General features: G+C 73.9%; 20 protein-coding genes. 11 read left to right on the top strand and 9 right to left on the bottom strand.

Annotated features, from left to right (window positions below; all coding sequences use genetic code 11):
• Positions 1-239: 239 nt before the first annotated feature.
• Together hcp and ACFVUY_RS26170 are read left to right on the top strand one after the other, a co-directional pair.
• On the top strand, positions 240-1,910 hold the full coding sequence (gene hcp, locus ACFVUY_RS26175) for a hydroxylamine reductase (RefSeq protein ID WP_387733766.1): 1,671 nt from the start codon (positions 240-242) through the stop codon (positions 1,908-1,910).
• A complete protein-coding gene (locus ACFVUY_RS26170) occupies positions 1,907-2,956 on the top strand; it encodes an FAD-binding oxidoreductase (RefSeq protein ID WP_387733764.1) in 1,050 nt (349 codons plus the stop codon). The genes hcp and ACFVUY_RS26170 overlap by 4 nt, the downstream gene beginning before the upstream one ends.
• 200 nt (positions 2,957-3,156) lie before the next feature.
• On the opposite strand, the gene ACFVUY_RS26165 is transcribed toward ACFVUY_RS26170, so the two are convergent.
• The 3 genes from ACFVUY_RS26165 to ACFVUY_RS26155 all read right to left on the bottom strand — a co-directional run bounded on the left by ACFVUY_RS26165 (position 3,157) and on the right by ACFVUY_RS26155 (position 5,975).
• Positions 3,157-3,474, bottom strand: a complete 318-nt coding sequence (locus ACFVUY_RS26165; RefSeq protein WP_387692299.1) for a beta/gamma crystallin domain-containing protein — start codon at positions 3,472-3,474, stop codon at positions 3,157-3,159.
• 292 nt (positions 3,475-3,766) lie between these two features.
• Complete coding sequence (locus tag ACFVUY_RS26160) at positions 3,767-5,302, bottom strand: PTS transporter subunit EIIC (RefSeq protein ID WP_387733761.1); 1,536 nt, start codon at positions 5,300-5,302, stop codon at positions 3,767-3,769.
• 31 nt (positions 5,303-5,333) lie between these two features.
• Entirely contained in the window at positions 5,334-5,975 is a 642-nt protein-coding gene (locus ACFVUY_RS26155) for a MarR family winged helix-turn-helix transcriptional regulator (protein WP_387733758.1), read from the bottom strand.
• A gap of 187 nt (positions 5,976-6,162) precedes the next feature.
• On the opposite strand from ACFVUY_RS26155, the gene ACFVUY_RS26150 reads away from it, so the two are divergent.
• From ACFVUY_RS26150 to ACFVUY_RS26125, 6 genes are all read left to right on the top strand, one after another.
• Positions 6,163-7,362, top strand: a complete 1,200-nt coding sequence (locus ACFVUY_RS26150; RefSeq protein WP_387733755.1) for a cytochrome P450 — start codon at positions 6,163-6,165, stop codon at positions 7,360-7,362.
• Positions 7,363-7,455: 93 nt separating this feature from the next.
• Complete coding sequence (locus ACFVUY_RS26145) at positions 7,456-7,653, top strand: ferredoxin (RefSeq protein ID WP_359903142.1); 198 nt, start codon at positions 7,456-7,458, stop codon at positions 7,651-7,653.
• A complete protein-coding gene (locus ACFVUY_RS26140; RefSeq protein ID WP_387733752.1) occupies positions 7,650-8,849 on the top strand; it encodes an NAD(P)/FAD-dependent oxidoreductase in 1,200 nt (399 codons plus the stop codon). The genes ACFVUY_RS26145 and ACFVUY_RS26140 overlap by 4 nt, the downstream gene beginning before the upstream one ends.
• A gap of 221 nt (positions 8,850-9,070) precedes the next feature.
• Positions 9,071-9,661: a hypothetical protein gene (locus tag ACFVUY_RS26135; RefSeq protein ID WP_387733749.1), complete on the top strand. Its 591-nt coding sequence runs from the start codon at positions 9,071-9,073 to the stop codon at positions 9,659-9,661.
• A gap of 61 nt (positions 9,662-9,722) precedes the next feature.
• Positions 9,723-10,028: a MarR family winged helix-turn-helix transcriptional regulator gene (locus tag ACFVUY_RS26130; RefSeq protein WP_387733747.1), complete on the top strand. Its 306-nt coding sequence runs from the start codon at positions 9,723-9,725 to the stop codon at positions 10,026-10,028.
• 67 nt (positions 10,029-10,095) lie between these two features.
• The gene (locus tag ACFVUY_RS26125; RefSeq protein WP_387733744.1) at positions 10,096-10,743 is read left to right on the top strand and encodes a hypothetical protein; all 648 of its coding nucleotides are present in this window, start codon (positions 10,096-10,098) and stop codon (positions 10,741-10,743) included.
• Here ACFVUY_RS26125 and ACFVUY_RS26120 read toward each other — a convergent pair.
• On the bottom strand, positions 10,701-11,894 hold the full coding sequence (locus tag ACFVUY_RS26120) for an enoyl-[acyl-carrier-protein] reductase FabV (protein WP_387733741.1): 1,194 nt from the start codon (positions 11,892-11,894) through the stop codon (positions 10,701-10,703). The two genes, ACFVUY_RS26125 and ACFVUY_RS26120, sit on opposite strands and share 43 nt — an antisense overlap.
• A gap of 240 nt (positions 11,895-12,134) precedes the next feature.
• On the opposite strand from ACFVUY_RS26120, the gene ACFVUY_RS26115 reads away from it, so the two are divergent.
• Complete coding sequence (locus ACFVUY_RS26115) at positions 12,135-13,154, top strand: LD-carboxypeptidase (protein ID WP_387692221.1); 1,020 nt, start codon at positions 12,135-12,137, stop codon at positions 13,152-13,154.
• Positions 13,155-13,204: 50 nt separating this feature from the next.
• Here the strand turns inward: ACFVUY_RS26115 and ACFVUY_RS26110 are convergent, their stop codons facing one another.
• Positions 13,205-13,762, bottom strand: coding sequence for a GNAT family N-acetyltransferase (locus ACFVUY_RS26110; RefSeq protein WP_387733739.1), 558 nt, complete (start codon positions 13,760-13,762; stop codon positions 13,205-13,207).
• Positions 13,763-14,069: 307 nt separating this feature from the next.
• Between ACFVUY_RS26110 and ACFVUY_RS26105 the strand changes: the two genes are divergently transcribed.
• Positions 14,070-15,779, top strand: coding sequence for a cytochrome bc complex cytochrome b subunit (locus ACFVUY_RS26105; RefSeq protein ID WP_387733736.1), 1,710 nt, complete (start codon positions 14,070-14,072; stop codon positions 15,777-15,779).
• Here the strand turns inward: ACFVUY_RS26105 and ACFVUY_RS26100 are convergent.
• The 3 genes from ACFVUY_RS26100 to ACFVUY_RS26090 all read right to left on the bottom strand — a co-directional run bounded on the left by ACFVUY_RS26100 (position 15,745) and on the right by ACFVUY_RS26090 (position 18,696).
• Positions 15,745-16,140 carry a cytochrome c oxidase subunit 4 gene (locus ACFVUY_RS26100; protein WP_359903165.1) on the bottom strand — a complete coding sequence of 132 codons (396 nt, stop codon included), beginning with the start codon at positions 16,138-16,140 and terminating at the stop codon, positions 15,745-15,747. The genes ACFVUY_RS26105 and ACFVUY_RS26100 overlap by 35 nt on opposite strands.
• Positions 16,137-17,852 (bottom strand): cytochrome c oxidase subunit I, encoded by a 1,716-nt coding sequence (gene ctaD / locus ACFVUY_RS26095; RefSeq protein ID WP_387733733.1) that lies wholly within the window; start codon positions 17,850-17,852, stop codon positions 16,137-16,139. The genes ACFVUY_RS26100 and ctaD overlap by 4 nt, the downstream gene beginning before the upstream one ends.
• Before the next feature lie 202 nt (positions 17,853-18,054).
• Positions 18,055-18,696 (bottom strand): L-threonylcarbamoyladenylate synthase, encoded by a 642-nt coding sequence (locus tag ACFVUY_RS26090; protein WP_387733731.1) that lies wholly within the window; start codon positions 18,694-18,696, stop codon positions 18,055-18,057.
• Between the two features lie 226 nt (positions 18,697-18,922).
• Here ACFVUY_RS26090 and ACFVUY_RS26085 point away from each other — a divergent pair, with 226 nt between their 5' ends.
• Complete coding sequence (locus tag ACFVUY_RS26085) at positions 18,923-19,276, top strand: hypothetical protein (protein ID WP_359903174.1); 354 nt, start codon at positions 18,923-18,925, stop codon at positions 19,274-19,276.
• A gap of 60 nt (positions 19,277-19,336) precedes the next feature.
• Here the strand turns inward: ACFVUY_RS26085 and ACFVUY_RS26080 are convergent, their stop codons facing one another.
• Entirely contained in the window at positions 19,337-19,492 is a 156-nt protein-coding gene (locus tag ACFVUY_RS26080; protein ID WP_387692231.1) for a DUF6131 family protein, read from the bottom strand.
• Between the last annotated feature and the right edge of the window lie 132 nt (positions 19,493-19,624).

The following is a 19,624-nucleotide window of genomic DNA, read 5'->3' as shown; positions in this document are numbered from 1 at the left end:
CGAAGCCGCGAGCGGCGGCGACCCACCGGTGTTTTCGTCTGAACGCTGCGCCAGGTGCACCCGATCGGACGCGCGCGCAAGGACCCGCGGACACGGCGCCGGCGCACCGGCAGGGTCTCCCGGCCCCGGATTGGGGTCCTCCGGCCCTGATGCGCCGTCAGCGCCGCCCCCATCCTGGACGCGTCGAGGCCCACCCGCCGCCTCGCCCGAACGACACCACGAGTCCCCGGAGGACCCGCATGTTCTGCTTCCAGTGCGAACAGACCGACCGCACCGGCGCCACCCCCGGCTGCGCCGGTCCGATCGGCAACTGCGGCAAGGATTCCCCCACTTCGGACCTCCAGGACCTGCTCGTCCACGCGGTCAAGGGCATCTCCCAGTACGCCGCCAGGGCCCGCGCCCTCGGCGACCCGGACGACGAGGCGGCCGCCTTCGTCCTGTACGCGGTCTTCACCACGCTCACCAACGTCAACTTCAACCCCACCCGCTTCGCCGCCCTGATCCAGCTGGCCATCGGCGTCCGCACCCGGGCCAAGGAGCGCTACGAGCGGGCCGCGCGCGCCGCCGGCCAGGAGCCCCAGACGCTCACCGGGCCCGCCGCCTGGACCCCCGGGGCGGACCCGGCGACGCTGGTGGGCCAGGCCCCGGACGTCCGGGTCAACCTCGGGCTCCCCCTGGTCGGGCCGGAGGTCGTCGGGCTCCGCTCGCTCCACCTCTACGCGCTCAAGGGCATCTGCGCCTACGCCCACCACGCCGACGTGCTCGGCCGCCGCAGCGCCGAGGTCCTCGGCGGCGTCGAGGACGCCCTCGCCTACCTGGCCGACGAGCCGACCGACCCCGCCGAGCTACTGGAACGCGCCGTCGGCCTCGGCCGGCTGAACCTCGCCGCGATCGAACTGCTCGACGCCGCCAACACCGGCACCTACGGCCCCCAGCAGCCCACCACGGTGCGCACCACCCCCGTCGCCGGAAAGGCGATCCTGGTCAGCGGCCACGACCTGCGGGACCTGGAAGCCGTCCTGGTGCAGACCAGGGACCAGGGCATCAACGTCTACACCCACGGCGAGATGCTCCCCGCCCACGCCTACCCGCTGCTCAAGGCCCACCCGCACCTGGCCGGCAACTACGGCGGCGCCTGGCAGGACCAGCAGCAGGAGTTCGCCGCCTTCCCCGGCCCCATCCTGATGACCTCCAACTGCATCATCGAACCGCACGTCAGCTACCGCCGCCGGATCTACACCGCCGGACCGGTCGGCTGGCCCGGCGTCCGGCACCTCGCCGACCACGACTTCCGTCCACTGATCCAGGCCGCCCACGCCCTGCCCGGATTCCCGGAGACCGCCGCCGACGAGGAGGCCGTCACCGTCGGCTTCGGCCGGGACGCCGTGCTCGCGGTCGCCGACCAGGTGGTCCACGCCGTACGGCAGGGCACCATCCGTCACTTCTTCCTGATCGGCGGCTGCGACGGCCCCACCCCCGGACGCGACTACTTCACCGACTTCGCCCTCGGCGCGCCCCGGGACAGCGTGGTGCTCACCCTCGGCTGCGCCAAGTACCGCTTCAACCGGCACGACTTCGGCGAGATCGCGGGCCTCCCCCGGCTGCTGGACCTCGGCCAGTGCAACGACACCTACTCCGCCATCCGGATCGCCACCGCGCTGGCCGACGCCTTCGAGTGCGAGGTCAACGACCTGCCGCTCACCCTGGCGCTGTCCTGGACCGAGCAGAAGGCCGTCGCCGTGCTGCTCACCCTGCTCGCCCTGGGCATCCGCAACATCCACCTCGGCCCCTCGCTGCCCGGCTTCCTGACCCCCGCCCTGGTCGACGAGCTGGTGAAGCGGTTCGACCTGCGGGTGATCGGCGACCCGACGGCCGACCTGGCCGCGGCCCTCGAACGGACGGCGTCATGAGCACCGCCGACCCGGTGGAGGCGACCGGCTCGCACCCCGTCACCCTCACCACCAGCGACGGCGGCCGGCTGGAGTTCGACTGCGCCCCCGGCCGCAGCGTCCTGGAAGCCGCGGCGGAGGCCGGCGCCGCCCTCCCGGCCTCCTGCCGCCGGGGCACCTGCGGCTCCTGCCACGCCTCGGTCACCGACGGCCCGTACGAACTCGGCCCGCACAGCGAGCAGGCCCTCCCCCCGGGCGAACGCGAGCACGGCGAGGTGCTGCTCTGCCGCACCTTCCCGTGCGGACCGCTGACCGCCGCCCTGCCGTACGAACAGTCCCGCATCCTGTACGGCGGCATCCCGGTCCGCGAAGCCACCCTCACCGCGGTGGAGCCGGTGACACCGGACACCGTACGGCTGGAGCTGCGCCTCGACGACCCGGACTGCCAGTTCGACCCGGGCCGGTTCATGGAGCTCCGGGCTCCCGGCAGCGAGGTCCGCCGCGCGTACTCCCTCGCCAACACCGGCAACTGGGAGGGGCGCCTGGAGTTCTTCGTCCGACTGCGGCACGGCGGGCACTTCTCCACCTACCTCGCCGACCGGGCCCGCCCCGGCGACCGGCTCACCGTGCACGGCCCGCAGGGCGCCTTCGGCCTCCACGAAACCGGCCTGCGTCCACGCTGGTTCGTGGCCGGCGGCACCGGCCTGGCCCCGCTGCTGGCGATGGTCCGCCGGATGGCCGAGTGGCAGGACCCGCAGCCCGCCCGACTCCTCCTCGGCGTCAACGAACCGCAGGACGTCTTCGGACTGAACGAACTGGCCGCCGTGGCAGCCGAGTTGCCCGGCTTCCGGTACGACATCTGCGTCCGGAAGCCCGGCCCCGACTGGTCCGGACCGACCGGCACCCCGGCCGACCTCCTGGCCGCCGCCCTCCCCGAACTCGGCACCACCACACCCGACCTGTACGTCTGCGGCCCGCCACCCCTGGTCGACGCCGTCCTGCACACCGCCGCACTCGCCGGCGTCCCGTCCGACCAGATCCACCGGGAGCGCTTCCTGGCCACCTGACCCCCGCCGCCCCCGCCCCTCACCCGCCCGGGCCGCCCCCGACCCGATCGGCGGCGGCCCGCACCTGTTCCGGACTCCCGTCGGGACCAGGGCTGGAACACGGTCGGCCGCGAAGTGGCCGACCTGCCGCACGCGCTGATGCCGGTCACGCCCGGAGAGGCGTGACCGGCATCAGCATGTGGAGCGACCGGCGCCCCGTGTCACCCGATCTGGATGGCGGCAACCCTCGGCGGTCGGTTCGGGAAGGTGATGTCGGTCCAGCGTTCGATCCTCACGGAGTCACCGTTCACGTCGTAGTAGGTCAGGTCGTTGTTGCCCGTGGAGATCCGGTCGACCCACCAGCCGCCGAAGTCGGTCCTCCCCCCGTTCGCGTAGCAGTCGACGCTGTCACGGCCGTCGAGGTGCGACCAGATCTTCAGGAAGTCATTGCGGCCCCCGTCGCACTGGACGTGGTCGATGGCGAAGGCGTCGCCGCCCGGCAGGCCGACGGTGGCCGTGGCGGCTGCGGCGAACGCCATGGCCATGGAACAGATGGCCCTCTTGGTCTTCGAGATCACGGATTCTCCCTCGTGCAAGCCCCGGGGCGCGGCCCGGCACTGTCAGTGGCATCACGTCATGACGGAACGGTGCTCGGCCGATTCCGGTCCAGCTCCTCCCGGCCGTGCCTGTCGATGACACGGCCGCATGACCCGGACCCTCAACGTAGTGACCCCCGTCCCCCGTCCGGCCGCAACACTCCGAGTGCGAACCGGCGGGCCGAGACATCACCCGATCGTGGCGCTCACGTGCGAACGAGGGGCTGGGGGCGGGCTACTCCACCGTCCGGTCCGGCTCGGCGGCCGGGGCGTTGTACTCGGCGAGGGTTTCGCGGGTGAAGCCGAAGAAGTAGGTGGCCAGGAAGCCCGCGAGGTAGCCGGTCAGCAGTCCGCCGCCGTAGACGGCGGCGCCCGCGAGGAGTCCGTGCGGGCCGGCCAGCAGGGGGAAGAGGGCCCAGCCGGAGGGGCCGATGGCGGTGGAGCCCACCGTGCTGCCGAGTTGGCCGGCGACCCCGATGAAGGCGCCGCCGGCCGCGCCGCCGATGCAGGCGGTGATGAAGGGGCGCCCCAGCGGCAGGGTGACGCCGTAGACCAGGGGCTCGCCGACGCCGAGCAGGCCCGCCGGGAGGGCGGACCTGATGGTGGCCCGGATCGAGGCGTTGTGGCGCAGCCTCAGGTAGACGGCCACGGCGCAGCCGACCTGCCCGGCGCCGGCCATCGCGAGGATCGGCAGCAGGACGGTGGAGCCCTGCTGCTGGATGAGGGTGGTGTGGATCGGGATCAGCGCCTGGTGCAGCCCGAGCATGACCAGCGGCAGGAAGAGGCCGCCGAGCACGAGTCCGGCGAGCAGGCCGCCGTGGGCGAGCAGCCAGGTGGCGGCGTGGCCGATGGCGGTGGAGATCTCCCCGGCGACGAACATCAGGCCGAAGAGCGCGGCCAGCCCGCCGAGCAGCACGGTGACGGTGGGGGTGATCAGCACGTCCAGGGCGGCGGGCACCAGTCGGCGGGTCCAGCGTTCCAGGTGGACGGCCAGAAGTGCGGCGCCGAGCGCGCCCACCACGCCGCCCTGCCCGGGGGTGAGGTGGTGGCCGAAGGCCTCCACCTTGGTGACGCCCGCGTAGACAATCACGCTGGCCACGGCTCCGCCGAGCACGGGTGTGCCGCCGAACTCCTTCGCCGTGTTGTAGCCGACGAAGACCGCGATCAGGGACATGAACCCGGAGGAGACCGGGCCGAGAGCGGTGACCAGCGCCGGTGCCCAGCCGAGGTTGGCGAGGGCCCCGGCGAGACCGGCGACGATCCCGCATCCGATCAGGGCGGGGATCAGCGGGACGAAGATGTCGGCGATCCGGCGCAGCGCCCGTTTCACCGGGGTCGCGTTGCGTACCCGGGCGCGCGCCCGGATGTGCTCGCCGCGCCCGGCGAGGTCCTCGGCGGTGGGGGCGGCCGCCGGTCCGTCCCGCCCGGCGGCCGCCTCCCGTACGGCCGCTTCGCCGTCCGTGCCGACCCCGGCCGGCGCCCCATCCGCCCTGCCCGCCCCGCCCGGCGCACCGGGCGGTTCCAGGAGGTGGCGCAGCCGCGCGGTGACCCCGGCGACGGCGGCGGGCCCGAGCACGATCTGGTAGGTGTCGTCCTCGACCGTGCCCAGGACCTCCGGCAGCGCCCGGAGCGCCTCGGTGTCGACCAGGGAGCGGTCCGCCAGGCCCAGCCGCAGCCGGGTCATGCAGTGGGCGACCGAGCGGATGTTGGCGGCGCCACCGACGAGCGGGAGGATCGCCTCGGCCACGGCACGGTTCTTCTCGTCCGACATGCCGGGTGACGTACCCGGGTGCTCCCCCGGCTCAACCGCCGTCGTACGCGGCGGTGCTGAGCCCGGCCACCGGTTCCGGGGCGGGATCGGCGCCGAGCCGGGCCACCGCCTCCGGGGCGCCGGGGCCGGCGTCGGCCCGGTCCGGGAGCCGGTCGTCGTCGGCTCCCGTGGTGCGCACCCGGTGCACGTACCGGTCGATCAGGTGGCGCAGCACGGTGGCGGTGGTGACGACGTCCGTCTCGGGGACGCCGTCCAGCGCGTCGGCGAGCCCGATGATGTTGGCCTGTTTCAGACGATCCAGCACTTCCCGCCCACCGGAGGTGATGGCGACCTGGCGGGCCCGCCGGTCCTGGGCGTCCTGGCTGCGTTCCACCAGTTGCTGGCCCTGGAGGCGGTCGATCTGGCGGGTGACGTGGGAGGGTTTGACCATCAGGCGGTCGGCCAGGTCGCTCACCCGGCTGGCTCCCGCGCCCTCGGCGAGCGCGCGCAGCAGGTAGACGTCCGATCGGGCGGCGGTGATGCCGGCCCGGGCGGTGCGGCGCTCGTGTTCCTGGGAGCGCGTCAGCAGGTAGGCCAGTGTGGCCAGTACGTCCTCCAGGCCGTCCAGGCCGTCCGGGCTCTGCGGCCCGCGGGCGGTGGTCCGATCGTCTTCGGCGTCTTCTTCGTCCGACATGGGGGAACTGTAGCGATCCGGTTCGGGCGGTGGCCGGGGCGTGGAACCGTGGCCGGATTTCGGACAGATTCGGCCGACGCCCGGTGCGCCCTTCCGCCACCACGGAACGCGAGCTACCGTGACGTTCAGTTAGTTGCTTTCGGCACGTAAATATGGCCCGGCTCAACTCCCGGAAGGGGATTCACTGATGGCCACCGCCGAGAAGACCCCGCGCTTCACCCACCCCGCCGCCCGCGGCACCTGCCCGTTCGCCCCGCCGCCCGCCTACGGGCAGGCCCGGCAGGAGGAGCCGGTCAGCCGCGTCTCCCTGTGGGACGGCTCCACCAGCTGGCTGGTCACCCGCCACGAGGACATCAAGGCGGTCCTCGCCGACGCCCGGTTCAGCTCCGACTCCACCCGGCCCGGCTTCCCGTTCATCAGCGCGGGCGCCCGGCAGCTGAACACCGGCCGGCCCACCATCGTCCGGATGGACGAGCCCGAGCACTCCCACTTCCGCCGGATGCTGACCGGCGAATTCATGATCAAGAAGGTCGAGGCGCTGCGCCCCGAGGTCCAGCGGATCGCCGACGAGCTGCTGGACCGGATGACCGACGGGCGCTCCGGCGCCGACCTGGTCCGCGAGTTCGCGCTGCCGCTGCCGTCCCTGGTCATCTGCCTGCTGCTCGGCGTCCCCTACCAGGACCACGACTTCTTCCAGGAGTGCAGCCGCGTCCTGCTGCGCCGCGACTCCACCGCCGAGGAGGTCACCGCCGCCCAGACCAAGCTGGTCGACTACCTGATCGAGCTCACCGAGGCCAAGCGCGCCCGCCCCGACGACGGCATCCTCAGCCGCCTGGTGGAGCGCGGCGAGCTGAGCACCGAGGAGATCGGCGGCATGGGCCGGCTGCTGCTGATCGCCGGACACGAGACCACGGCGAACATGACCGCGCTCTCCGTGCTCGCCCTGCTGCGCAACCCCGACCAGCTCGACCACCTGCGCGAGCACCCCGAGTCCGTACCCGGCGCGGTCGAGGAGCTGCTGCGCTACCTCACCATCGTGCACTCCGGCGTGACCCGGGTCGCCACCGAGGACGTCGACCTGGCCGACGTGCGGATCGCGGCGGGCGAGGGCGTCATCTGCATGGTCAACACCGCCAACCGGGACGAGCGGGAGTTCCCGGACGGCGACGAGCTCGACCTGACCCGCGACGCGCGCCGCCACCTCGCCTTCGGCTTCGGCAGCCACCAGTGCCTCGGACAGCCGCTGGCCCGGCTGGAGCTGCAGATCGCGCTGACCACCGTCCTGCGGCGGCTGCCCGAACTGCGCCTGGCCGTACCGTTCGAGGAGATCCGCTTCCGCGGCGAGATGCTCGTCTACGGCGTCCACGAGCTGCCCGTCGCCTGGTGACCCGGGCTCCCCCGGGAGCCGCCACGACCCCGTCAACCCACCTGCCCCTCCGAGGAGTTCACCTCCCCGGGCACCCGCTCCGAAAGGAAGACCATGCTCGTCCGGATCGACCAGGAGAAGTGCTGCGGCGCCGGGCACTGCGTGCTCGCCGCCCCCGACGTCTTCGACCAGCGCGACGAGGACGGCATCGTCGTCCTGCTCGACGCCGAACCGCCCGCCGAGCTCCACCGGGCCGTCCAGGACGCCGCCGCCGTCTGCCCGGCCGCGGCGATCCACCTGGAGCAGGTGTGACCGCACTGCGGGAAGTGGCCGTGGTCGGCGCCGGCGCGGCCGGGCTGCACGCCGCCGAGGCGCTGCGCAGATCCGGCTACGACGGCCGGCTCACCCTGATCGGCGCCGAGCCGGAGCCGCCGTACGACCGGCCGCCGCTGTCCAAGCACCTGCTCGGCGGGCAGTGGCAGCCCGACCGGCTGGCCCTGCGCGGCCCCGAGGCGCTGGACGAGCTCCGGCTCGACCTGCGTCTCGGGGTCCGGGCGGAGCGGCTGGACCGCCGGGAGCGCACCGTGCGGCTCTCCGACGGCCGGCGGGTGCGCTGCGAGGCCGTCGTCGTGGCCACCGGGGTCCGCCCGCGCCGACTGCCCGGCGCCGACGCACCGCGGCCCGGGGCGCACGTGCTGCGCACCCTCGCCGACGCCCTCGCCCTGCGCGAGGAACTGCGGCCGGGCACAAGGCTGTTGGTGGTCGGCGGCGGGCTGCTCGGCGCCGAGGCGGCGGCCACCGCCGTCGGCCTCGGCGCCGAGGTGACCTGGCTGACCTCCACCGCCGCGCCGCTCGCCGCCGTCCTGGGCACCGAGACGGCCGCGCTGCTGGCCGGCCTGCACCGCGAGCACGGGGTGCGGCTCCACCGGGGCGTGGCCACCGGGCTGCTCGAACACCGCGGCCGGGCCGCCGGCGTCCGGCTGGCCGACGGCACCGAACTGGCCGCCGACGCCGTGCTGATGGCCGTCGGCTCCGAGCCCGCCACCGAGTGGCTGGCCGGCAGCGGCGTCCCGCTGGACGACGGCGTGGTCTGCGACGCCTACTGCGCCGCCGGCCCCGGCGTCTGGGCGGCCGGGGACGCCGCCGCCTGGCCCGACCCGCGCACCGGCCGCCACCGGCGCCTCGAACAGCGCACCAACGCCACCGAGCAGGCCATGCACGCGGCCCGGAACCTGCTGGCCGGCCCGGACGGCGCCCGGCAGGCCTACCGGCCGGTCCCGTACCTGTGGACCGACCAGTACGGACTGCGGGTGCAGGTGTTCGGCCGGCCCGGCGGCGCCGAACGGTTCGAGGTCGTCGACGGCAGCCTGGAGGAGCACCGCTTCGCCGCCGTCTGCGTCCGCGACGGCCTGGTCACCGGCGCGGTCGGGATCGCCTCCGCCAAGGCGCTGCGCGGGCTGCGCGCCCAGGTGGCGGCGCACGGCCCGTGGCCGCCCGACCCGGCCTGAGCCCCGAGCCGGGCCGAGCCCCGAGCCGGCCTGATCTCCGACCCGGACTGAGCCTCGGGCCGGGCCGGGCCGGGCCGCCCCTGGGCGGCGCCCGGATACGGTCCGCCCGCCGCTGCCGCCCGCCAACCGGGCGAGGCGGCGGACGGACCGGCATGGTGCGGGGCCCCGGAGCGGCCGCGCCCGGAGACTGGTGGCCCGCATCCGGCCAGGGGAGCAAGCGCATGGACGACCGCAGCCGCCGAGCCGGCCCGGGGCCCGCTCCGACCCTCGCGGTGAGCCCCCGGGCCGGTGTCCTGGGCACCGCGCTGGCCGCCGTGCTCGCCTTCTCGCTCTCCTCCGGCTCGTGGCAGTGGTTCTCCACCTACATCGGGCTGACCCTCCTCGCGGTGGTCCTCTCCTCCACCCGCCCGCCGACCCGTGCGGCGGACGCGGGAGCCGGCTACGCCCGGAGCCTGGCCGCCTACGCGCTGGTCATCGGCCTGACCGTGGCCCTCGCCCTGGCCCCCGCGATGCAGCGCTGGTCCTGGCTGTTCCCGATGCCCGGCACCCGCCGCGACTGCCCCCACCTGGGCGACTACGCGCGGCTGCAGGCGCAGGCCGCCCTCGGCGACCTCGCCGCCGGGGACGGCGCCGCGCTCGCCACCGCCCAGGACCAGCAGGCCCGGCACGCCGTCGCGGACTGCCTGTCCGCCACCACCACGCTCTGGCTGCCGGTGTACGCACTGGCCGCGGCCCTGCTGGCCGTGCTCCTCGTGCTGCTGCTGGACCGGGTCCGCGGCCGGCGGCAGCCGTCCGGGACGGCGGCGGGCTGACGGGCGGCAGCGCGCCGTCCCGCTCCCCCACCGCGCCGCCGCCCCGCTCCCCACCTCCCAGGTGGAGCAGCACGGGCCGCTGCGGCTCGGCGAACTCACCACCCGCGAGGGCGTGGCGGTCCCGTCCATGGTCCGCACCGTCGCCCCGCTGGTCGCCGACGGCCTGGTCGCCAAGAGCCCCGACCCACAGGACGGACGCTCCCAGCTGCTCGCCCCCACCCCGTTCGGGCTGGAGACCCTCTCCCGGATCCGCCGCGAACGCACCGCCCTGCCGGCCCGGCGCAGCTCCCGGCTCACGCCCGATCAGTGCCGTGCGCTGGAGGCGGCCCTGCCGCTGCTGGAACTGCTCCTGGAGAAACCCGGCTGACCCACCGCCGTCGGCACGCCCCGGCCCGGGGAAGTACCCCCGGCCCGGCGGGTGGCAGGCTGGCGCGATGACTTCCGACCCCGCCGCCGCGCCCGCCCGCTGGCACACCCCGCCCGAGCCGACACCGTTCCAGGGCTGTGAGGCCTTCCGGGGGGCGGACGCCGGGACGGTGCTGGAATTCTGGCGCTACGCGATGCCCGACCTCCGGACGAACACCACCCGGGGCCTGCTGGCCGAGTTCCTGGTCCACCGGGCGGTGGGCGCGGTCCGGCGCAACGCGGAGTGGGAGAGCTTCGACGTCCTGGCGCCGGACGGGCTCAGGATCGAGGTGAAGACGAGCGCCTACCTCCAGGCCTGGGGTCAGCGCCGGCTGTCGGAGATCCGCTTCTCCCGGCTGCGCGGCCGCACCTGGACGCCCGAGGACGGAGTCGCGGCGGAGCAGTCCTACAACGCCGACGTCTACGTCTTCGCCCTCCACACCGCACGCACCCACGACGACTACGACCCGCTGGACATCGGCCAGTGGGACTTCTACGTCGCGCCCCGCGCCCTCGTGGAGGCCACCGGGCAGGCCGGCCTGGGGCTGGCCTCCGTACGGCGGCTGTGCGGCGAACCCGTCGCCTACGAGCAGCTCCCGGAGCGCATCAGGGCCGCCGTGGACGCACCGCCGGGTCACTCGGGCCAGGGCACCGAGGTCTCGACGCCGGTGGTGTAGTCGACGCCGGGGACGTCCCAGCCGTACAGCTGCCGGAACTGGTTGTAGAACCAGGCGGCGCCGTCCGGCTCGGCGGCCAGCGCGCCCGCCGGGTCGGCCCACAGCTCCCGCACCCGGTCCTGCACGGCGGGGTCGAGCTCCCAGCCGTCCAGGCGGATGCGGCCCTGCCCGTCCAGGGTGAGCTCCTTCGCACCGGTCAGCTGCTCCCACAGGTCCACGGCCTGGTCGTCGGTGGTGCGCCAGCCGTCCTCGCCGAGGACGATGCGCAGCAGCGAGGTGTAGAGGGCGATGGAGGGGATGGCGGTGGACGCCTGGGTGACGGCCGCGCCGGCGACGACGGTGAACGCCCGGCCGCGGTCGGCGAGCAGTTCGGTCTGCAGCTGACGGGCGGTGGCCTCCAGATGCTCCTTGGCGGCGCCGATCGTGCCCTGCCGGTAGACCGGCGCGGTGATCTCGGAGCCGACGTAGGACAGGGCCACGGTGGTGAAGCCGGGGCCGAGCAGGTCCTCGTCGGCCAGCGCCCGCACCCACAGCCGCCAGTCCTCGCCGCCCATCACCTTGACGGTCGCCGCCCGCTCGGCCTCGTCGGCCGGGGTGAGGTCGACGGTGCCGATCCGCGGGGCGCCGTCCTCGAAGAGCAGGGACGGCGAGGTGTACGGCGAGCCGAGGGGCTTGATCACCGAGTGGTGGACCTCGCCGGTGGCCGGGTCGGTGCGCCGGGGCGAGGCGAGCGAGTAGACGAGGTAGTCGACCGGGCCGTAGCGCTCGGCGAGGAGCTTGAGCACCTCGGCGCGGGTGGCGTCCGCGTAGGCGTCGGCGTTGACGAAGGTGAGGTCTCCCCCGCTCCGCTCGGCCAGGGCCGAGGTCGCGGCGGTGCGGTACCAGCCGGCGGTGGCGGTGCGCCGCTCGGTGGCGGCGGCCTCGTAGCCGACGCCGATGCCGCGGATGCCCTGGCGGCGCAGCCCGGCGAGCAGCAGCGCCTGGCCGTATCCGGCGCTGGCACCGAGGACCAGGGCGACCGGGGCCCGGCCGGCCGGCGCCGCGGGCTCGATGCGCTGCCACTGGCGGTCGACGGTCGCCGCGCTGCCGGCCGGGTGGGAGTTGACGATCAGGTAGCCCCGCTGCTTGGGGGTGATCTGCTGGATGCTCACGTGCTGGCGCCCTCTCCGATCCGGAGATCGTGATCAAGGTGTCGGTCGTCCGGAGCCTATCCGCGCCGGGGGGCACCGCCTTTGCCATGCCGTCACGGAAGATGCGGCCTCCACTTGTCGGAGGTCGTCATTGCGGCGGTGTCCCGCTTCGGGTAGCAGCCTTCCGGGCGATCATGCGTGGCGCCGGACGACCGGCGAAAATCGCGTGACCCTGCCCAGGGCAACGGCGACACTGGCGCCATGACTGGTCCTGCCCTGCCTCAGCTGCTTCGACCGCGTGCCCTGGGGCCCGGGGATCTCGTGGTCATCGCATCGCTGTCCGGTCCGCTGCCGGCCGCTTACGAGCCCAACGTCGAGCGGACGGTGGTCGTGCTGGAGCGGATGGGGTTCCGCGTGCGTCGGGCTCCGCTCCTCGAAGCGGGACGCCGCCGTTGGTGGAGCGCGGCCACCCCGGCGGAGATCGCCGGGGAGCTCAACGGTCTTCTGCGTGATCCCGAGGTGCGCGCGATCGTCGCGAGTGACGGCGGTCAGACGGCGCTCGGCTACCTCGACCTGATCGACGTCGAGGCGGTCAGGGCCGACCCCAAGCCGATCCTCGGCTACAGCGACATCTCACTGCTGCATCTGGTGCTCCATGCGCGCACGGGTCTGGTCGGGTTCCACGCCGACATGGCCGTCCCGGGCTTCGGCGGACACTGGCAGTCCGTGCCCGTGGCGCGCCGAGCGGAACTCGAGAAGCTCTACTTCGGGTTGCTGACCGGCACCGAGCCGATCGGTGCGCTGCCCGCGAGCCCGTCCTGGGAGTGCTGGCGTCCCGGTCGCGTCGAGGGGCGGCTGATCGGCGGGCTGATCAATCGCATCGTGCTGGCGCAGGCGACGCCTTTCGCGCTGCCGCTCGAACGGTTCGACGGTGCGGTGCTGTTCTGGGAGGAGATGGGCGGCCTGGCGTCGTACGTGTGGAGCTATCTGCAGGTGATGCGGCACAGCGGCATCCTCGATCGGATCGCCGGCATGGTCGTGGGCGTTCCGCGCGAGATCGGCGGACTCGAACCCGGCGCCTCCCCGACCCTGCGCGAGATCGTCCTCGACGTCCTCGGGGACCGTGACATCCCGGTCCTGGGCAACGTCGATTTCGGGCATGCCGGCCCGAATCTGCCGATGCCGGTCGGCATCCGTGTCGGCCTCGACGCGCAGCGGCGGACGCTGTCGCTGCTCGAACCGGCGGTAGCGCCGCACGCGACGACGGGGCCGGTCGGCTGAGCACCCCGGCTCGATGAGCCGGCCCCGGGCAGCACCCCCGGGGGGCCGGCTCACGCTCCGGTGGCGTCCTGGGGGCGGTTCAGCCGCCAGACCACGGCGGTCCCGCTGCCGGCCGGGGCCAGCGGCAGCGCGGCCGGCTCCCGCCGGAGTTCGGTGAAGCCCAGGCGGCGCGGGACGGCGGCGCTGGCGGTGTTGGCCCGGTCGTGCACGATCTCCAGGTGGTCCACCTCCGGCAGGGTGAACATCTCCTCGGCCAGGGCCGCCACCGCCCGGGTGGCGAGGCCCCGGCCGGTGGCGGCCGGGTGCAGCCAGTAGCCGACGCGCCGGCCGCCGGGCTCGCCCGCGCGGACGGCCTGGCACATGCCGACCGGGGCGCCGTCCTCGGTGATCGCGTAGGTGTACACCTCGCCGCTCGCCCACCAGGTGTCGCACCGGTTGAGCAGGGCGCGGGTGTGCTCCTCGTCGTGCCGGGCCACCCACGGCTCCCAGGGCCGCAGGTGCGCCAGGGACCCCTCGATCAGCGTGAAGGCCGCCGCGAAGTCCCGTTGTCCCTGCCAGCGCCGCAGCGCGAAGGACCCGCGGTCGACGACGTTCCTCGGTCGCACCATGCCGGCCATGATCCTTTCCCGCGGCGGTCCGCCGCAACCGCCCGCCGTCAACTGCCGTGCGGTGAGCGCCCGGTGGGTGTCAGTGTCCGCCCCGGGGTTCCTCGCAGCCGCGGCCGTCCGGGTAGCCGCCGAACGCCTCCGCCCTGGTGGAGTCGGGGATCATCGCCACCGCCACCGGAGGCTCGTTCGATGCGGACGCCCGGGCACCCGTTGCCCGTTCCGCCGTTGGAGTGCTCTGCCTCCACCCGCCGCGACATCCGCGACGCTCGGCCGCCCCGTGCGCCGCGAGGCCCACTAGGTTCCTGCCGTGGACGAAACCAGGGCTTCGAACGGGCGCGAGCCGTCCGCCGGCGAGCGCGTCGCGACCCGCCTGGACGCACGGCTGCCGGTCATGGAGGCGGGCCGGGAGCTGCTGCGCAAGGTCTTCCCGGACCACTGGTCCTTCCTGCTCGGCGAACTCGCGCTGTACAGCTTCGTGGTACTGCTGCTGACCGGCGTCTACCTGACGCTCTTCTTCCGGCCGAGCATGAACGAGGTCGTCTACCGGGGCGCCTACCTGCCGCTCGACGGCGTACGGGTGTCCGAGGCGTACGCGTCCACCCTGCGGATCAGCTTCGAGGTGCGGGGCGGATTGATGATCCGTCAGATCCATCACTGGTCGGCACTGTTGTTCGCCTCCGCGATCGGCGTGCACCTGCTGCGGGTGTTCTTCACCGGGGCGTTCCGCCGCCCGCGCGAGCTCAACTGGGTGATCGGGGTGACGCTGTTCAACCTCGCGCTGCTGGAGGGGTTCTCCGGCTACTCGCTGCCGGACGACACCCTCTCCGGCACCGGCCTGCGGATCGCCGAGGGCGTCCTGCTGTCGGTGCCGCTGGTCGGCAGCTACCTCACCCTGTTCGCCTTCGGCGGCGAGTTCCCCGGCCACGAGGTCATCCCCCGGCTGTTCACCGTGCACGTCCTCCTGGTCCCGGGCCTGCTGCTGGCCCTGCTCGGGGCGCACCTGACGCTGGTGGTGGTGCTGAAGCACACCCACTGGGCCGCCCCCGGCCGCACCAACCGCAACGTGGTGGGGATGCCGTTCTTCCCCCAGTTCCTCACCCGCACGGTGGGCCTGATGTTCGCGGTGGGCGGCGTGATGGCGCTGTCGGCCTTCCTCGCCGAGGTCAACCCGATCTGGCGGTACGGCTCCTACCGCCCCGACGTGGTCGGCACGGGCGCGCAGCCGGACTGGTACATCGGTTTCATCGAGGGGGCGCTGCGCCTGATGCCGGCCACCGAGACCAGGCTGCTCGGGCACACCGTGTCGTGGAACGTGTTCCTGCCCGCCCTGGTGGTGCCCGGTCTGCTGTTCGCGGCGCTGTACGCCTACCCCTTCGTCGAACGGTGGCTCGACCCCGGGACCGGCGAGCACCACCTGTGCGACCGCCCGCGCAACCGGCCCACCCGCACCGCGCTGGGCACCGCCGGGATCACCGTCTTCGCGGTGCTGCTGATCGCCGGCGGCAACGACGTCATCGCGTACGCCTTCGAGCTCTCCGTGAACGCGCTCACCGTGGTGCTGCGGACGGCCCTGGTGGTGCTGCCGCCTGTGGTCTTCGTGCTCACCCGGCGCCTCTGCCTGGCCCTGCAGGCCCGGGACCGCTCCCGGCTGCTGGACGGCGACGAGACCGGCCGGATCGACCAGTCGCACGACGGCGGTTTCTCCGGCCACCGCCGCCCGGTGCCCGAGGCCGAGCGGTACGTGCTGCTGGCGCGCTCCGCGGCGGATCCGGTCACGGCCCTGCAGGGGGCGCCGCGGCACGAGCGGGTACGGGCTGCGGCGAGCTCCTGGTTCCACCGCGACCGGGTCGAACTCCCCTCCACCGAGCGGGAGTCGGAGCGGATGGCGGCCGTCCTCACCGCCCCGGCGCACCCCGCTCCCCCCACCGTCCGGGCGCCCGAACCCGCCCCGGGCGGCCCGCTCCGGCGGCTGCTGCGCCGGTTCAGCCCGCGTCGTGGTCGCGGTACTGGAAGATGAAGCCGGCGACGGCGAACGCGAGCACCAGGGCGCCGACGACGATCAGCCACCGGGCGAAGACCAGCCCCAGGGCGAAGACCGTCACACCGACCGCCGCGAGGACCGGACAGCCGCTGCGGGCCGGGAAGAACCCCACCGGCCCGGCGGCCTCGGCGATCTCGGCCTCCTTGCGGTCCTGCGCCCGGCCGCCGCCCAGCCGCCGGTGCTGGACGAACCAGAACAGCGCGACCAGGCCGGACATCAGGAACGCCACCGCCAGGATCGCCTTGCCGGCCGGCTCCCGGGCCCAGAGGCCGTAGACCAGTCCGGTCACCGCGAAGAACGCCGTCATGACGGCGAACAGCCATCCCTCCGCCTTCACCGACCGCTCCCCCGCCCGCCTGAACGGCCGTTCGGCACACCGGCGTTGCCGCTCGACGGCTCCTCCGCCGGCACCTCCGGATGGTGCAGGTCGAAGGCCGGCGACTCGGAGCGGATCCGGGGCAGCGCGTGGAAGTTGTGCGACGGCGGCGGGCTGGAGGTGGCCCACTCCAGCGACCGGCCCCAGCCCCACGGATCGTCCTCGGCGACCTTTTCGCCGTACCTGGTGGTCCGCCAGACGTTGTAGAAGAACGGCAGGTTGGAGATCCCGAGCAGGAACGAGCCGATCGAGGCGCAGACGTTCAGGGCCGTGAAGTCGTCCACCGCCAGGTAGCTCGCGTAGCGGCGCGGCATCCCCTGGGCGCCGAGCCAGTGCATCACCAGGAAGGTGGTCTGGAACCCCGTGAACAGGATCCAGAAGTGGACCTTGCCCAGCCGCTCGTCGAGCATCTTCCCGGTGAGCTTCGGCCACCAGAAGTAGAAGCCCCCGAAGGTGGCGAAGACGACCGTCCCGAACAGCACGTAGTGCAGGTGGGCCACCACGAAGTAGCTGTCGGTGACGTGGAAGTCGATCGGCGGCGCGGCCAGCAGCACCCCGCTCAGCCCGCCGAACAGGAAGGTCACCAGGAAGCCGATCGACCAGAGCATCGGGGTCTCGAAGGACAGCGAGCCGTTCCACATCGTCCCGACCCAGTTGAAGAACTTCACCCCGGTGGGCACCGCGATCAGGAAGGACATCATCGAGAAGAACGGCAGCAGCACCTGGCCGGTGGCGAACATGTGGTGGGCCCACACCGACATGGACAGCGCGGTGATGGCGATGGTCGCGCCGATCATGCCGTAGTAGCCGAACAGCGGCTTGCGGCTGAACACCGGGACGATCTCGCTGATGATGCCGAAGAACGGCACCGCGACGATGTACACCTCCGGGTGGCCGAAGAACCAGAACAGGTGCTGCCACAGCAGCGCCCCGCCGTTCGCCGCGTCGAAGGCGTGCGCGCCGAACTTGCGGTCCGCCTCCAGGCAGAGCAGTGCGGCGGTCAGCACCGGGAAGGCCAGCAGCACCATGACGGAGGTGAACAGCACGTTCCAGGTGAAGATCGGCATCCGGAACAGCGTCATGCCCGGCGCCCGCAGGCAGGTGATGGTGGTGATGAAGTTGACCGACCCGAGGATGGTGCCGAGGCCGGCCACCACCAGGCCGAACGCCCACAGGTCCCCGCCCGCCCCGGGCGAGAACAGCGGCCCGTTCAGCGGCGCGTACGCGAACCAGCCGAACGAGGGCGCGCCCCCGGTGGTGAGGAAGCCGCTCAGCACCATCAGCCCGCCCAGCAGGAAGGCCCAGTAGGTGAAGGCGTTCAGCCGGGGGAAGGCGACGTCCGGCGAGCCGATCTGCAGCGGCATGATCGCGTTGGCGAACCCGGCGAAGGTCGGGGTGGCGAACAGCAGCAGCATGATCGTGCCGTGCATGGTGAACAGCTGGTTGTACCGCTCGTTCGACAGCAGCCCGGTGTCCGGCCCCATCAGCTGGGCCCGCATCAGCAGCGCGAGCACGCCTCCGACCAGGAAGAAGCCGAAGGCCGTCGCCAGGTAGAGGTTCCCGATGACCTTGTGGTCCGTGGTGAACAGCCAGCGCAGCAGCGTGCTGCCCTGCCGGACCCGCGCCCGGGTGCGGTCCTGCGCCCGGGGCGGCGCGGTGGACGAAGCGCTCATGGAACCTCCGCAGCGGAGCCGGTGACGCCCCCGGTCGCGGCGCCGATCCCCTCCCCGGCCCGGCGGAGGGCCCGCCCTCGCACGCCATCGCCGACCCTAGCGGCGGCGGCCCCGGCCGCCGGGGCGCCACGCGGTACGGCCCTTCGACCGGGTGCGGCGCCGTCCGAGGGCTTCGGGCTCAGCGCCGTCCGGGGCTTCGGGCTCAGCGCTCCCGCAGGTCGGGGACCACCTCGCGCAGCCGCTCGGCGCCGAGCGCGCCCGCCCGCAGCAGGACCGGCACCTCGCCGGTGACGTCCACGATCGAGGAGGGCACGGCGGCCGCGGTCGGGCCCCCGTCGAGGTAGACGGCCACCGATTCGCCGAGCATGCCCTGGGCGGCGTCGCAGTCCTGCGGCGAGTCGTGCCCGGTCAGGTTCGCGCTGGAGACGGCCAACGGCCCGGTGGCGTTGAGCAGTTCGATGGCGACCGGGTGCGCAGGCATCCGCACCGCGACCGTCCCGTTGGTCTCGCCGAGGTCCAGCTCGACCGACTCCAGGTGGCGGGCGACCACGGTCAGCCCGCCCGGCCAGAACTCCTTGACCAGCTGCCGGGCGCGCTCCGTCACCTCGACCAGCCCGTCCAGCGCTTCCGGGGAGCCGACCAGCACCGGCGAGGGCATGTTCCGGCCCCGGCCCTTGGCCCGCAGCAGGCGGTCGACCGCCTCCGGTGCGAAGGCGTCGGCGCCCACGCCGTACACGGTGTCCGTGGGCAGCACGACCAGCTCACCGCGGCGCACCGCGGCCACGGCCTCGCGCAGCCCGGCCGCGCGCTCGGACGGGTTCGAGCAGTCAAAACGACGAGTCATCAGGGTCTCCACCGGCGGGCCGCCGGCCCGCACCGTTCCTCCGGCCCGGCCACCTCTCCGGCCGGACACGTCCTGGTCAGCCTACCCGTCCCGGCCCCGCCGCCCGGCCGGGCCCGGGTCCGGCGGGCGCGACCGCCTCCGCCGCTCGGGTGGCGCGGGGCCGCGGCGCCGTACCGGGCCGTGGTCCCCGGGGGCGGGCCGTGGCGGGCGGACGTAGGTTGCGGACATGACCAGTGACGAGACCGTCCCGGGCGTGGGAGTGCGCCCGCTGGACGAGGTGTTCGCCGCGATCGACAAGGTCAACCGGCGCCCGCGGCCCTGGACCGGCTTCGAGCACGGCGTGCTCGGCGCCTACCGGTGGGCCGCCGGCGCCCAGGTCGCGGCCCCGGTCACCGCCGCGGCCACGGCCGCCGCGACGGCCGGCGCCACCGGTCCGTGCCACGCCCAGCTGCTGGCCGAGTGCCAGGCCGCCGCCGTCCACCTCCACCGGGTCCGCGCCCAGGGGTCGGACCACAGCTACGTGCTCGGTGTCCACCGGGCCCTGGCGTGGCTCTGCGGACTGCACGAGGACCGCCCCTGAGCGGGGCGGTCCGGTGCGTCGGGCGGTCGGCGCACGGCACTGAACAGGAGTCAGCCCGGGTCAGTAGTAGTGCCGGCGGCCGCCGACGGCGTGCCCGAGTGCCCCGGCGACCCACAGGACCAGACCGATCATGACCAGCACGATGCCGATGGTCCACAGGATCGAGATGCCGGTGACGAAGCCGATGATGAGCAGGATGACACCGAGGACTATCACGAGGGTCTCCAGGGTTGACGGGTGGCTGGCGACGGGGGCGGCCTCGTCGGTTCGAACCGGCCTGGGCCTTCCCCGGGAGCGGGCCGGTCTCGCCCGGCCCGGCTCCACACCCCACGCGTGTACCGCGCCGCC

It is taken from the genome of Kitasatospora sp. NPDC058063, assembly GCF_042885395.1.
Classification (GTDB): domain Bacteria; phylum Actinomycetota; class Actinomycetes; order Streptomycetales; family Streptomycetaceae; genus Kitasatospora; species Kitasatospora lactacystinica.
Note: the sequence above shows the minus strand (reverse complement) of the source record. Positions and strands in the feature narration are given on the sequence as shown.